14 protein-coding genes are annotated in these 13,709 nt (G+C 59.4%); 3 read left to right on the plus strand and 11 right to left on the minus strand.

What is annotated here, in order from left to right:
• Positions 1–98 precede the first annotated feature (98 nt).
• The 4 genes from gdhA to ACJ8PN_RS22200 form a co-directional block, all read right to left on the minus strand.
• Entirely contained in the window at positions 99–1,442 is a 1,344-nt protein-coding gene (gene gdhA / locus ACJ8PN_RS22185; protein ID WP_016930438.1) for an NADP-specific glutamate dehydrogenase, read from the minus strand.
• Positions 1,443–1,641: 199 nt separating this feature from the next.
• Complete coding sequence (uspA, locus tag ACJ8PN_RS22190; RefSeq protein WP_004930988.1) at positions 1,642–2,079, minus strand: universal stress protein UspA; 438 nt, start codon at positions 2,077–2,079, stop codon at positions 1,642–1,644.
• Between the two features lie 267 nt (positions 2,080–2,346).
• The gene (locus ACJ8PN_RS22195) at positions 2,347–3,255 is read right to left on the minus strand and encodes a LysR family transcriptional regulator (protein ID WP_015379363.1); all 909 of its coding nucleotides are present in this window, start codon (positions 3,253–3,255) and stop codon (positions 2,347–2,349) included.
• A gap of 102 nt (positions 3,256–3,357) precedes the next feature.
• A complete protein-coding gene (locus ACJ8PN_RS22200; RefSeq protein WP_171454916.1) occupies positions 3,358–4,131 on the minus strand; it encodes an SDR family oxidoreductase in 774 nt (257 codons plus the stop codon).
• Positions 4,132–4,564: 433 nt separating this feature from the next.
• Between ACJ8PN_RS22200 and uspB the strand changes: the two genes are divergently transcribed.
• Positions 4,565–4,900 carry a universal stress protein UspB gene (uspB, locus tag ACJ8PN_RS22205; protein ID WP_004930978.1) on the plus strand — a complete coding sequence of 112 codons (336 nt, stop codon included), beginning with the start codon at positions 4,565–4,567 and terminating at the stop codon, positions 4,898–4,900.
• A 73-nt stretch (positions 4,901–4,973) separates the two neighbouring features.
• Here the strand turns inward: uspB and pitA are convergent, their stop codons facing one another.
• On the minus strand, positions 4,974–6,476 hold the full coding sequence (gene pitA, locus ACJ8PN_RS22210) for an inorganic phosphate transporter PitA (RefSeq protein ID WP_171454915.1): 1,503 nt from the start codon (positions 6,474–6,476) through the stop codon (positions 4,974–4,976).
• A 300-nt stretch (positions 6,477–6,776) separates the two neighbouring features.
• Between pitA and ACJ8PN_RS22215 the strand changes: the two genes are divergently transcribed.
• Entirely contained in the window at positions 6,777–7,976 is a 1,200-nt protein-coding gene (locus tag ACJ8PN_RS22215; protein WP_044030054.1) for an NAD(P)/FAD-dependent oxidoreductase, read from the plus strand.
• A gap of 28 nt (positions 7,977–8,004) precedes the next feature.
• On the opposite strand, the gene add is transcribed toward ACJ8PN_RS22215, so the two are convergent.
• Both add and ACJ8PN_RS22225 read right to left on the minus strand, forming a co-directional pair.
• A complete protein-coding gene (add, locus tag ACJ8PN_RS22220) occupies positions 8,005–8,997 on the minus strand; it encodes an adenosine deaminase (protein ID WP_049240476.1) in 993 nt (330 codons plus the stop codon).
• Between the two features lie 9 nt (positions 8,998–9,006).
• A complete protein-coding gene (locus ACJ8PN_RS22225) occupies positions 9,007–9,948 on the minus strand; it encodes a nucleoside hydrolase (RefSeq protein ID WP_197753913.1) in 942 nt (313 codons plus the stop codon).
• 160 nt (positions 9,949–10,108) lie between these two features.
• On the opposite strand from ACJ8PN_RS22225, the gene ACJ8PN_RS22230 reads away from it, so the two are divergent.
• A complete protein-coding gene (locus tag ACJ8PN_RS22230) occupies positions 10,109–10,792 on the plus strand; it encodes a Crp/Fnr family transcriptional regulator (protein ID WP_442535226.1) in 684 nt (227 codons plus the stop codon).
• On the opposite strand, the gene ACJ8PN_RS22235 is transcribed toward ACJ8PN_RS22230, so the two are convergent.
• The 4 genes from ACJ8PN_RS22235 to ACJ8PN_RS22250 form a co-directional block, all read right to left on the minus strand.
• Positions 10,789–11,208 (minus strand): VOC family protein, encoded by a 420-nt coding sequence (locus tag ACJ8PN_RS22235; RefSeq protein ID WP_171454911.1) that lies wholly within the window; start codon positions 11,206–11,208, stop codon positions 10,789–10,791. The two genes, ACJ8PN_RS22230 and ACJ8PN_RS22235, sit on opposite strands and share 4 nt — an antisense overlap.
• A gap of 126 nt (positions 11,209–11,334) precedes the next feature.
• Positions 11,335–11,751, minus strand: coding sequence for an SRPBCC family protein (locus ACJ8PN_RS22240; protein ID WP_031300306.1), 417 nt, complete (start codon positions 11,749–11,751; stop codon positions 11,335–11,337).
• A gap of 36 nt (positions 11,752–11,787) precedes the next feature.
• Entirely contained in the window at positions 11,788–12,585 is a 798-nt protein-coding gene (locus tag ACJ8PN_RS22245; RefSeq protein WP_004930955.1) for an SDR family NAD(P)-dependent oxidoreductase, read from the minus strand.
• A gap of 55 nt (positions 12,586–12,640) precedes the next feature.
• Entirely contained in the window at positions 12,641–13,651 is a 1,011-nt protein-coding gene (locus ACJ8PN_RS22250; protein WP_015379355.1) for an aldo/keto reductase, read from the minus strand.
• Positions 13,652–13,709 lie beyond the last annotated feature (58 nt).

The raw sequence follows: 13,709 nt of genomic DNA on the forward strand, positions 1-13,709 counted from the left end.
CATCATTTTGATGGCTTGGACGCGGAAAAAAATGCCGGCGAAGGAGCCGGCATTGAAGCATTTAATCGATGTGTGAACAAGATCACCATTGCGCCCGATTACAGCACGCCCTGCGCCAGCATCGCCTCCGCAACCTTAACGAAACCGGCGATATTCGCGCCGTGTACATAGTGGGTTTGCTTGCCCTCGCCGCCGTATTCCACGCAGGCATGGTGAATATCCGCCATGATATGTTGTAAACGTACATCCACTTTTTCCGCCCGCCAGCCGATGCGCGCGGCGTTTTGCGCCATCTCCAGCCCCGAGGTGGCCACGCCGCCGGCGTTGGCCGCCTTGCCGGGCGCGAACAGCACCCCGGCGTCAAGGAAGGCGTCGGTGGCCTGGATGGTGGTCGGCATGTTGGCGCCTTCCGCCACCGCTTTCACCCCGTTGCGGATCAGCGTCTGCGCCGCCTCGAGATCCAGCTCGTTCTGGGTGGCGCACGGCAGGGCGATATCCACCGGCACGCTCCACGGCTGCTGGCCCGCCAGATACGTCAGACCGCGCTCACGGGCATAGTCCGCCACCCGGCCGTAACGCTGGTTCTTGATCTCCGCCAGGTGCGCCAGCTTCTCGGTGGTGAAACCGTCTTCGTCAACCAGGGTGCCGCCGGAATCCGATACGGTGATCACGCGCGCATCCAGCTCCAGCGCTTTCTCGATGGTGTACTGCGCCACGTTGCCGGAGCCGGATACCGCCACCCGCATGCCCTCAAAGCCCAGGCCGTGGCGCTGCAGCATGGCGTCGGTAAAGTACACCAGGCCGTAGCCGGTCGCCTCGGGGCGGATCAGGCTGCCGCCGAAGGAGAGGCCCTTGCCGGTAAACACACAGGCGGTGTTGTTGGACAGTTTTTTCATCATGCCGGCCATAAAGCCGACTTCACGGCCGCCGACGCCGATGTCGCCGGCCGGCACGTCGGTGTCCGGGCCCAAGTGGCGATACAGTTCGGTCATCAGCGCCTGGCAGAAGCGCATGATCTCGCCCTGGCTTTTGCCCTTGGGATCGAAATCGGAGCCGCCTTTGCCGCCGCCCATCGGCAGGGTGGTCAGCGCATTCTTGAAGGTCTGCTCAAAACCGAGGAACTTCAGGATCGACAGGTTTACCGACGGGTGGAAGCGCATGCCGCCCTTGTAGGGGCCGATGGCCGAGTTGAACTGCACGCGGAAGGCGCGGTTGACCTGCACTTGGCCGCGATCGTCCACCCAGCTGACGCGGAACTGAATAATACGCTCGGGCTCCACCAGGCGCTCCAGCAGCGCCTGTTCGCGATAGCGCGGGTTGCGCTCGATAAATGGCCACAGCGAGGTGAACACTTCGCGCACCGCCTGCAGATATTCCGGCTGGTGAGGGTTATGGCGTTGTAACGAGGACAGGAAAGACTCTACCGATACGGCATATTCCATGGATAACTCCTTTTCGCATTAAATTTCCCCCGCTATTTCTTATAAATATGGGTATAGGCGATGCTCGGGGGAGGATGTTGTGTCTTTAGCGACTATATCATCGGAGGGCGGTTGATTATCAAGCGATTAATCGGCGTGGCGGCATGAAAAACGCCCGCAGGGCGCGGGCGTTGGTCAGTTAAGTTAGCAAACGCTTACTTTATTCGTCTTCTTCATCGCGCAGCGGCACGATCAGCATATCGATGTGCACGGTATTGATCAGCTGGCGCGCGGAAGACATCAGCTTGCTCCAGAAGTCCTGATGGTGGCCGCACAGCACCAGGTCCATATCGTATTTCTTGATGGCGTCCACCAGCACCTGCGCCAGATCGCCGCTGCCGCTCAGGGTCTCGGTGATCGGGTAGCCGGCGTTTTGCGACAGCTCGGTCAGCGCCTGATGGGTTTCTTCAGAGATGCGTTTTTGCATGTCGCCGAGATTGACGTCGATAAGGCCGGTATAGAGGTCGGAATAGTTGACATCGACGTGGATCAGAGAAACTTTGGCGTTATACGGCCGCGCCATAGAGACGGCTTTTTCTACCAGGATCTTGCTTTCCGGGGATAGGTCTACCGCGATCAATATGTGTTTGTAAGCCATAAGAATACTCCTTCCATAAACATGCCGATTAAAAAGGGTTAGCAGGCGTTCCGTGTACCCGCCTGGCGCTGTTGGTTCCATAGTATCATTCGGATAACGCAATGATATGTTGGGGCGATCACACTGCGCCGCATCGAAAATCTCTGCGCACGATACCTTTTGTTGTACACCCGCGTGGCGTAAAAGCCTATGGGTTATGCGGGTTTTAACGGTCTGACCGCTTGAATTATAAGCGTTATTAAACAAAGTATAGCGCTAAATGTGCAATCAGCGCTCCAGATGCGGCTGCAACAGGCTTTCAAACCACTCATGAAACACCGCCAAACGGCGGGAACGCTGGCGGCGATGGGGGTAGATCAGGGCGATCGGCATGGAGGCGGCGCGGTAACCGGGCAGGACTTCCACCAGTTCACCGGCGTCGAGCAGGTGTTGTACGTCGTAGCGCGGGATTTGCATCAGCCCCAGCCCGGCGCGGCAGCAGGCGATATAGCTTTCGGCGTTGTTGACCACCACCCGGCTGGGCAGTTCGAGCCGTTGCGTATGGCCGTCGCCGGTCAGGTATTCCCAGGGGGATTCGCGGCCGGTTCTGGGCGAGGCGTAGCCGATGCTCCAGTGCCCCTCGGCAAGATCGCCGGGGTGGAGCGGATGACCGAATTCGCTCAGGTAGGCGGGGCTGGCGCAGTTGATCAGCGCGATATGGCCGAGCGGGCGCATCACCAGGCTGCTGTCGTGCAGATCGCCGACGCGCACTGCGCAGTCGACCCCCTCCTGCACCAGATCGATGGCGCGATCGGCGGAGCCGAGCACCAGCTGCAGGTGAGGATGGCGCCGCAGCAAGCCGGGCAGCGCCGGAGCGATCAGCCGGCGGGCGATGCGGCTCGGCACATCGACGCTGAGCCGCCCGGAGGCCTGCCGTTGGCTGGCCTGAAACGACTGATCGATATCCTCCACCTCGGCCAGCAGCGGGCGCAGCCGTTCGAGCAGCTGTTCGCCGTCGGCGGTCAGCCGCACTTGCCGTGTGGTGCGGTGCAGCAGGCGCACGCCCAGCTGCGTTTCCAGTTGCTGAACGGCGGCGGACACCGAGGCGCGCGGCACCTCCAGCGCATGGGCCGCCCGGATAAAGCTGCCCATTTCCGCCACCTGTACGAATACGCGGTATTGATTGAATCTGTCCATCTCGTTGACCTGCTGTTCCTTGGCGCCGTTCCCGACAGAAAGTGTAGCCGCATGGCGCGGTTGCGCGCGAGCAGGTGCGGGGGCCTCTCCGCCCCCGTCGAACTATTTGGTGGTGTAGCCGCCGTTGATCAGGATGGTTTGGCCGGTTACCCACCAGCCGTCGCTGACCAGATGGCGGATGAACGGCACCACGTCTTCGATATCGGTCAGGCCGGTTTTGCTGAACGGCGACAGCGCCGCCGCCGTTTTGTGGTAGGCCACGGCGTCCGCACCCTCTGCCGGGTAGAAGAACGGGGTATCCATCGGGCCGGGGCCGACCGCCGTCACGGAGATACCGCGTTCGCCGAACTCCTTGGCGGCGGCGCGGGTGAAGTGCTCCACCGGCGCTTTGGTGCCGGCATAAGCGGCGTAGAACGGCGTGAAGGCGCCGAGCAGCGAGGTGACCAGCGTGCAGATTTTACCGTTGTCGTTAAGGTGCTTGCCCGCCTCTTTCAGAAAGAAGAACGCGGTTTTGGCGTTGACTGCCGTCATCTCGTCGTACTCGGCTTCGCTGATGTCGATCATCGGCTTTTTCAACACCTTGCCGACGGTATTGATGGCGATATCCGGCTTGCCGACGGCGGCGACCGCATCGGCGAACAGCTTCTCGACCGCGCCTGCGGTGGTGAGATCGGCCTGCAGCGCGACACCTTGCGCGCCGGTGGCCTGAATGGCGGCGACGGTTTTTTCCGCTTCGGCTTTGGACGCGGCGCTGTTGTAGTGGATCACCACCGCTTTGGCGCCTTGTTCAGCCAAATCGCGCGCGATCAGCCCGCCGAGGTTTTTGGCGCCGCCGGCGATGAGGACGGTTTTTCCCTTGATTGAATGGTTTGCCATAACAGTTTCCTTGGATGAGCGTAACGGAAACCTGAGTCTAGCCAGCGTGGGGGGAAAGATCAGCGGCGTGGCGCGGGATAGACTATCCAGAAAAGCGACATAATCGAAACGGACGGTTATCGCTTATAACGCCCCGGCAGGTGACTTTTCGGCACAGGGCGGTAAATTTTATCCACTGCTCAGGCCAGTTTGCGTTCCATTAACCTACAATGATGAATATGGGCCTCACCATTTCTCCTCTGAGTAGAACCATGCCGTGCAAATCTCTCTGTGCGGCGCGGCAACGTCTTTGGAGGCGGTGGGTTATGGGCGTGGCCCGTGCAGGCAAAAAAAGGGGATGAGAGCGGTAAGCTCCAGCAGAGTATCGGGTAATGAGGTAGGGCGGTTGGACCCGGCGGATGGCCGCGGATAACAACGCCTTGAGGGGGTAATCATGATCAGTACCGTCGCGCTGTTTTGGGCCTTATGTGTGGTGTGTGTGGTAAACATGGTGCGGTATTACTCTTCTCTGCGCGCGTTGCTGGTGGTATTGCGCGGCTGTGACCCGTTGCTGTACCAATACGTCGACGGCGGCGGCTTCTTCACCGCCCACGGCCAACCCAGCAAGCAACTGAGGCTGGTGCGCTATATCTTCGCGCAGCGCTATGTCGAACACCACGATCCGGAGTTTATTCGCCGCTGTGAGCGGGTGCGCGGGCAGTTTATGCTGACCTCGGCCCTGTGCGGCCTGGTGGTCATCTGCCTGATAGCGATGATGATTTGGTATTAATGCCTTTCTGTTTCCCTTGATGCAGGCAAAAAAAAGGCGGCCCTGCGGCCGCCTTCCTCATGATGCTTATCGCTTAGATCAGCTTCAACGCAATCCAATACAGCGCACCGGAAAGCAGAATCGAGATTGGCAGGGTCAGTACCCAGGCCAACAGGATGTTCTTCACGGTTTTGCTCTGCACGCCGCCGCCGTCCACGATCATCGTCCCGGCAACCGCCGAAGAGAGGACGTGGGTGGTGGAGACCGGCATGCCGGTATAACTCGCCACGCCGATCGACAGCGCCGCGGTCATCTGGGCCGATACGCCCTGGGCGTAGGTCATGCCTTTCTTGCCGATCTTCTCGCCGATGGTGGTGGCCACGCGTTTCCAGCCCACCATAGTACCGAGCGACAGCGCCAGCGCGACGGCGACGATGATCCACATCGGCGCGTACTCGACGGTCTGCAGCAGATCCTGACGCAGGTCCTTCAGGAAGCGCTGGTCGGCGGATGAGGTTTCCGGCAGCTTGGCGACTTTATCCGCCGTGTCGGTCACGCACATCAGCAGGCGGCGCAGGTGGCTGCGCTGGTCAACCGTCAGCTGATCGTAGCTTTGCAGGTTGGTCAGCATGCCCTGAGCCAGCTCGATCGCCGGCATGGCGCGCGAACTGTCGCAGTGGAACTCGGCCGGTTTGCCAGACGCAGCTTCGTCATCCGGGCTTGGCAGCAGCGGCGTCAGCGACACCGCATGCGACAGCGCGTCGCCGTGCTGCTGGTAATATTGCTGCAGGTGGGTCACGGCGTCACGCGTACGGGTGATGTCATAACCGGTTGCATTCATATTGACCACGAAGCCGGCCGGCGCAACGCCGATCAACACCAGCATGATAAGGCCGATGCCTTTCTGGCCGTCGTTGGCGCCGTGCGAGAAGCTGACGCCAATCGCCGACAGGATCAGCGCGATACGGGTCCAGAACGGCGGCTTGCGTTTGCCGTCGACCTTTTCACGTTCCGCAGGGGTCATGTGGATACGCTGGCGTTTCTTGGTGCCACTCCAATAGCGGCGCAAGGCGAACACCATCACTCCCGCCACCATCATGCCGACCAGCGGCGAGAACAGCAGAGAAAGGAAAATGCCAATCATTTTCGGGACGTTAAGCGCATCCACTACCGAAGTGTGGGTCATCAGGGCGTTGGTTAAACCGACACCGATGATTGCGCCTATCAGCGTATGGGAACTGGAGGCCGGCAGACCGAAATACCAGGTGCCGAGGTTCCAGATGATTGCCGCCAACAGCATGGAGAAGACCATGGCTAATCCGTGTGCTGAACTGACGTTCAACAACAGATCGGTAGGCAGCAAGTGGACGATGGCGTAAGCAACACTCAAACCGCCGAGCATTACGCCAAGAAAGTTGAACAAACCTGCCATCACGACCGCAAGTTGCGAGCGCATGGCGCGGGTATAAATAACTGTAGCGACCGCATTGGCCGTATCATGAAAACCGTTGATGGCTTCATAAAACAACACGAACAACAATGCGAGAATTAACATCAGGCCGGTATGGAAATCCAGGCCAGCGAACAAATGCAGCATAAGCGTTACGCCAGTTTGTGGACATGAACGCCGCGCATTATCAGTGACAACCGGGGCCGGGGAAAAGGAAAATATGACGTTTTTTTGATTTGGACATGACGAAACGATGACGCGCCTATAACAAAAATATTGAATATCAACGCTTTATTCTCCTCTGACCTCTGTAATATTTTCTTACTGTGGCGTTGGCGGCGCCGGGGCTTTACAATCTGCCGCCGTGAATTTGGCGGTGACCGGCGGCGAAACGGCGTAATATGGCGCTCTTTTGTCGCGATTGTGGTTTTGATAAGTGAGGCTCAGGTGGAACAGTTTGATGTCGTAGTGATTGGGGCGGGTGCCGCCGGCATGTTTTGCGCCGCGCAGGCGGGGCAACTCGGTTGCCGCGTGTTGCTGCTCGACAACGGCAAAAAACCGGGCCGCAAGATCCTGATGTCCGGCGGCGGGCGCTGCAACTTTACCAACATGTACGCCGAACCGGCGGCCTATCTGTCGAACAACCCGCACTTCTGCAAGTCGGCGCTGGCGCGCTACACCCAGTGGGACTTCATCGATCTGATCAACCGCTACGGCATCGCCTACCATGAAAAAACGCTGGGGCAGCTGTTCTGCGACGATTCGGCGCAGCAGGTGGTGGATCTGCTGGTCAAAGAGTGCGAGCTGGGTCAGGTGACGATGCGCCTGCGCAGCGAAGTGCTGGGCGTGGAGAAAACCGAGAACGGCTACCAGCTGGCGCTCAATGGCGAAAAAGTAAGTGCTCGCTCACTTGTGGTGGCCAGCGGCGGATTATCCATGCCGGGGTTGGGCGCCTCGCCGTTCGGTTACAAACTGGCGGAGCAGTTCGGCCTCAGGGTGCTGCCGACGCGCGCCGGGCTGGTGCCTTTTACCCTGCATAAGCCGCTGCTGGAGCATGTGCAAACGCTGTCCGGCGTGTCGGTGCCGGCGGTGATCACCGCCGAGAACGGCGTCAGCTTCCGTGAAAGCATCCTGTTCACCCATCGCGGTCTCTCCGGCCCGGCGGTATTGCAGCTGTCCAGCTACTGGCAACCGGGTGAGTATGTGAGCGTTAACTTACTTCCTGAGCTGGATCTGGCGGGCTTCCTGGATAACCAACGCCAAGAGCACCCGAACCAAAGCCTGAAAAACACTCTGGCGCTGCATTTGCCGAAGCGGCTGGTGGAGTGCTTGCAGACCCTGGGACAACTGCCGGAGGCGACGCTGAAGCAGCTGAATGCGCCGCAACAAGCGGCGCTGGTTGATCTGTTGCAGAACTGGCGCGTGCAGCCGAACGGCACCGAAGGCTACCGCACGGCGGAAGTGACGCTCGGCGGCGTCGACACCAACGAACTTTCTTCCAAGACGATGGAGGCCCACAAGGTGCCGGGGCTCTATTTCATCGGCGAAGTGGTGGACGTGACCGGGTGGCTGGGTGGCTACAACTTCCAGTGGGCCTGGAGTTCGGCCTGGGCCTGTGCCCAGGCGCTGGCGGCGCAGGGGCGTTAAAACCCGCTCAGCCTTGACACGTGCCGGGTCACATTGGCCCGGCCTTGAGCTGATTCATTAATTTCATTTTAGTGTTGCCGTCGAGAAAACTCGCCTCCAGCGCCTGTCGGTTGCTGCGGTTAAAATCGTCATCCTGCCAGCCGAAGGCGTCATGCAACAGCTGGTACTCCTTGTTCAGCGTGGTGTCGGCGACGGTGCGCGCATCGGTATTCACGTTCAGCCGCACTCCCATCCTTTTCAGCCGATCTATCGGATGATCGTCGATGCTGTCGAACAGATTGCAGACGAGATTGCAGCTGGGGCAGATCTCGAGCAGGACGCCGGTGGCTATCAGACGCTCGATAAGGGCAGCATCCTCGATGCTCCTGACGCCGTGGCCGATGCGCGACACCTGTAGCTGCTCCAGCGTTTCCCGTACGCTGTCGGCGCCCTTCGCCTCGCCGGCGTGGGCGATGACGTTGCCGCCGGCTTCGCGCACCGCCCGAAAGGCCGCTACGTGATTGGCCAGCGGGTAACGCGCTTCATCGGCGGCCAAATCCAGCGCCACCACGCCGCTTCCCTGATAATCGATAACCAGTTTCGCCGTTTGCAGGCTGGCGGCCGCGTCGAAATGTCGCAGCGTACACAGGATCAGCCCGGCGGCGATGCCGTAAGCCCGTGATGCGTGATGCATGGCCGCCAGCACCGTCTCGACCACCGCTTCGCCGGTTAATCCCAGCCGGGTATGCAGCAGCGGCGCGAAGCGCAGCTCGGCATAGATGACATTATCCGCCGCCAACTGCGCGAATAAGTCCTCGACGGCCAGCGTTATCGCCTGGCGTGTCTGTAATAGATCTATTTGCGGCGCTATCTTGCTTAAAAAGTTCCCCAGATCGGCGCATCGCTTCGGCGCGATAAATTGCCGATTAAATGCCGCTCTGGTTATTTGCGGGTCGACCTTTTTGACATAGTGGTAGCTTAAACAGGTATCCAAATGGACGTGTAATTCCACTTTCTTCAATTTTCTTGGATCGAATTTCATAAGGGCCACTTATTTCATTAACGGCTGAGATAACAACGAAAACAGTTTTTCTTTAAACAGGCCGGGTTTGATGCGGGTGATCACGCGCGCATTGGCCGGTTCGTCGGTCAGGTGGGTGGAATCGATGACGTAATGGCCGTAAGACCTTTCACTTTTATATTCAACCCAGGAATACGCCTCCAGACTGGTTTCGACGATGTCCGGGTAGAGCGCCACCGCCATGGTGGTCGGATCGGGCAAATCAAAGCCTTTACGTTCGGTGCGCATGGCGTTGAACGCCATCAGTGTGCGATTGCAGCGCACGGCAAAGCGCCCCAGTTCGCCGAGATTATTCAATCGCTCTATATCGCGTTCGTTGATAAATGCTTCCCCCATGCCGATCTCCCAGCCAACGAGGGTGAGCGGCAGCCCGGCAGTGAGCACCAGATGCGCGGCCTCGGCATCGGCGTAAAAATTAAATTCGGCCAGCGGGGTGATATTGCCGGGCATCAGCCCGGAACCGCCCATCACATAAACCCTCTTCACTTTTTCGGCCAGCGTGGGCGCTTTCAGCACCGCCATCGCGAGATTGGTCAACGGCCCGAGGGTGACGATTTCCAGCTCGCCATTGAGCCGTGCGGCGCAGTCGATGATGGCGTCCACGGCATGAACGGGTTCGGCGCTCTGGCGCGGATCGGGCAAGGCCATGTCGCCCATGCCGTCTTCGCCGTGAATATGGTGCGAATGATAACGCGTTCGGAAAAGCGGTTTCGCCATGCCGGCATAAACCGGGGGCGCATAGGTTCCCGCTTTTTCCACGCAGATAAGTGCATTTTTGACGCACTGTTCAAGCGGGCAGTTTCCCGCGACGGTGGTGATCGCTTCCACCTTCACGTCGGGTGCGCGCAACGCCATCAGCAGCGCGACGGCATCGTCGGAAGCAGTATCGGTATCTATCAAAATATGTCGCATGGCCATCTCCTCGGGTGGGCTATACGGAGAAAGTACCCAGACGACCTAAGGCAAAAAAGGTCAGATGTCCTTTTTCGTTCTGAAGCGCGTCGGCTATGCTGAACGCAGTCGAAAGCGAGGATGTAAGACGTTTAAGGATGAGCCCTGGGAGTGAATCGCCTTGAAAACGGTCGGTGACAGCAAGCTAAAAGAAGCTTTTATCGACGCTCACGATCTGCGAACGGCGCTTTCGCCCACGCTGCTCGCCGCACTGCGCCTGGTCAGCGTCGAAGCCGGCGAATACCTGGTGACGCAAAGCGATCGTTTGACCCACCTGTTTTTTCTCGTGCAGGGAAAATTGCAGGTTGAGAATTTTGATGTGAATGGCGCGCACATTGTCTTTTCCTTCGAAACGGATTTCTCGGTGATTGGCGATCTGGAGCTGTTCTCCCAGGCGCAGCGCACGCTGTTCAGCACCGTGCAGGCGGTGACCGACGCGCTGCTCCTCGCGGCACCGATAGAGGCCATCAACAATCACGCCCTGAGCGACCCGGCGTTCCTCACCTTTATCTGCCGGCAATTGAGCAATAAGCTGCTGAATGCCTCTTTGCTGCATGCGAACGGCGTTTTTACGGCGGAGTATAAACTGCGAAAATTTTTATTATTCAAGATAAAGAACGAAGGGGAATTGATTGAGCTGGAAAACCGGGAGGCGCTGGCGGCGAGATTGGGCATCTCCGTCAGACAGCTGAGCCGCGCGCTGGCGCAGCTCGCGACGGACGGCATCATTCAATTTAAAAACAGATCACTGCGGGTGACGGATCGCCAACGGCTGTCCGACATCAACGGGAGCGCCAGGATCTAGCCGATCGCCGGCCCCTTCAATTCCACGCGATTGCCGTCCGGATCGCTGAAATAAATGGACGGGCCGTCGCCTTCAGCGCCATAGCGCGATTCGGCGGGATCAACGCCGATCCCCTGCGATCGCAGATAGGCCAACAGCTCGTCCTCGTTGAAAGGATCGATGCGCAGGCAGATGTGATCGACATTTTGCCGGTGAGGATCGGGCGCCGTGCCGCCTTTTTTCCCCAACACGCCGTTAATATCCACCAGATCGATCATGGCCGCTCCGGCGCGCAGGTGCATCAGCCCCAAATCCGGCCGCTGTTTGGCGATATCACAGCCGACGATCCGGGTATAAAAATGCAGGCTTTTCTGCATATCGCGCACGCGCAGCACCACATGGTCGATAGTTCTCAGGCTGAAAGGGCGCACGGCCATCTCCTCAAACGGAAGTCTCCTTTACAGCATAAACGGCGCTGGCGGATTTATCCTGCTCCAGAGCTAAAGCAAAAAAACGGCCGATGGTTTTCACCATCGGCCGTAAGCGTGAGGAGTGTTCACGCATTAGCGCGGGAAGTTGCCGCTCAGCGCATCCAGGCCATCCTGGTAGATGCCATGGAACAGGGCGACGGCTTCGTCGTCGCTGATATTGACCGGCGTGAAGCTGCCCGACCACTCCACGCGCGCCACGTTGGCGTCGTCGGTGGCGTGTACCGACAGGGTGGACAGGTAATTCACCACCGGGAACGGCGCCTGCATGATGGAGTAGCTGTAGCTGCGTTGACGGTTGTCGAACGCTTCCAGCCGCTCGATAACGGTGCCGCCGTCAGAGGTCGTCAAAGTGCGCACGCGGCCGCCTTCAGAAACGACGCTTTTCGGAATGAACGGCAGCCAGTCAGGCAGGGCGTCGAAGCCGCCGATCAGTTGCCATACGGTGTCGGCGGATGCCGGGATGTTCATAGATACGGATGTAGTAGCCATTTTCTTTCTCTCTTGATATCGGTTTAGGGTACGGAATTACATTGCCAGGGTGTCGACGACGCCGCCGTCGACGCGCAGCGCCGCACCGGTAGTGGCCGAAGACAGCGGGGACGCAAGGTAAACGGCCAGGTTGGCCACTTCATCGACGTCCGCCGCGCGTTGAATGATGGAGCTTGGGCGTTCGGTTTTAACGAACTCGTCGGCCTGATCGCGCGCGCTGCGCCCGGATTTGGCCGCCGCTTCCGCCAGCATCTCCTGCAGGCCTTCGGTAAAGGTTGGCCCTGGCAGGATGGCGTTGACCGTCACGCCGGTGCCGGCGAGGCGTTTCGCCAGGCCGTGAGATACCGCCAGGTTGGCGCTTTTGGTCACGCCGTAGTTGATCATATCCGCCGGGATGGCGACGCCGGATTCGGACGACACGAAAATAATGCGTCCCCAGCCCTGTTCGGTCATGCTCTGCGCGTAGTGGCGCGCCAGACGCACGCCCGAGAGAACGTTGACGTTATAGAAGTGCATCCACTCGCTGTCGGGCACGGTAAAGAAGTCTTTATCGTTGAAAATACCGAGGTTGTTGACCAGCACGTCGGCTTTCGGTTCCGCGGCGAACAGGGTTGCAGCCCCTTGTTCGGTGCCGAGATCGGCGACCACGCCGCGTACCTGCGCGCCGGGCACGTTGGCGCTGATGTCGGCGATGGCGTTATCGACCCCGGCTTTCTGACGGCCGACGATCACCACGGTGGCGCCCGTTTTGGCAAGCCCGCGCGCGATGCCGAGACCGATGCCGGAGGTGGAGCCGCTGACGACGGCGACTTTGCCTGAAAGATCCAGTTTCATCATGTATATCACTCTGTCATGTGGGTAATGGGGCCGGGGGCCGGCCCCATAAAACTTAACGAATCGGCAGCGGCGCGTTGTCGGCCACCAGTTTCTGGCGGCGCATCTCCGCCCAGAACTCAGCCGGGATCACTGCATCCAGCGCAGCCAGATCTTCGGCCATGCGGCCAGGACGGCTCGAACCGGGGATCACGGCGGCGACGGCCGGGTTAGCCAGCGCAAACTGCAGCGCAGCGGCTTTGACGTCTACCTGGAAGCGAGCGGCGATCTCTTTGATTTTCGCGACTTGCTGGCGAATAGCCGGGGACGCTTTCTGATATTCGAAATGTTCGCCGCCGGCCAGCACGCCGGAGCTGTATGGGCCGCCGACGACGATATCGACATTCTGTTCCAGCGCTTCCGGCATCAGGCGTTGCAGGGCGCGTTCGTGATCCAGCAGGCTGTAGCGGCCGGCCAGCAGGAAGGCATCCGGTTTCGGCTCATCAAGCGCCAGCGTCAGTTCGCAAGGCTCGACGCGGTTGACCCCGAGGCCCCAGGCTTTGATCACGCCTTCGTCACGCAGGCGGGACAGTGCGCGGAAGGCGCCGGTACGGGCGATATTGAACTGTTCCAGCCAGCTGTCGCCGTAGAAATCCTGAGCGACGTCGTGGATCCAGACGATATCCAGACGGTCGGTTTTAAGACGCTTCAGGCTGTGTTCAATGGAACGAAGCGTGCCGTCTTCCGAGTAGTCGTTCAGGATCTTGTTTTTCAAACCGTGTTCGAACAGGCCGCCTTTCTCACCCAGATCGCGGGCGGCGGGATCTTCCATTTCGTCCAGCATGATGCGGCCCACTTTGGTGCTCAGTACGAACTCATCGCGTGGGTACTGAGAGAGCGCTTCGCCCATGCGAATTTCCGACAGGCCGGAACCGTAAAGCGGTGCGGTGTCGAAGTAGCGGATGCCCAAGTCCCAGGCGCTGGTTACGGTAGCCAGCGCTTCTTCTTCTGGAATGGCGCGGAACATATTGCCGAGCGGCGCGCCGCCCAAACCGATCTTGCCGGGTAAAATATTTTTGATGCTCATGGTGAATCCTCAATTCGTTATCTTTTCAGGGAAACTAGTGGGGCTCATACAGCGTCTG

The organism is Serratia sp. CY76391, from assembly GCF_052166695.1.
GTDB classification, from domain to species: domain Bacteria; phylum Pseudomonadota; class Gammaproteobacteria; order Enterobacterales; family Enterobacteriaceae; genus Serratia; species Serratia nematodiphila.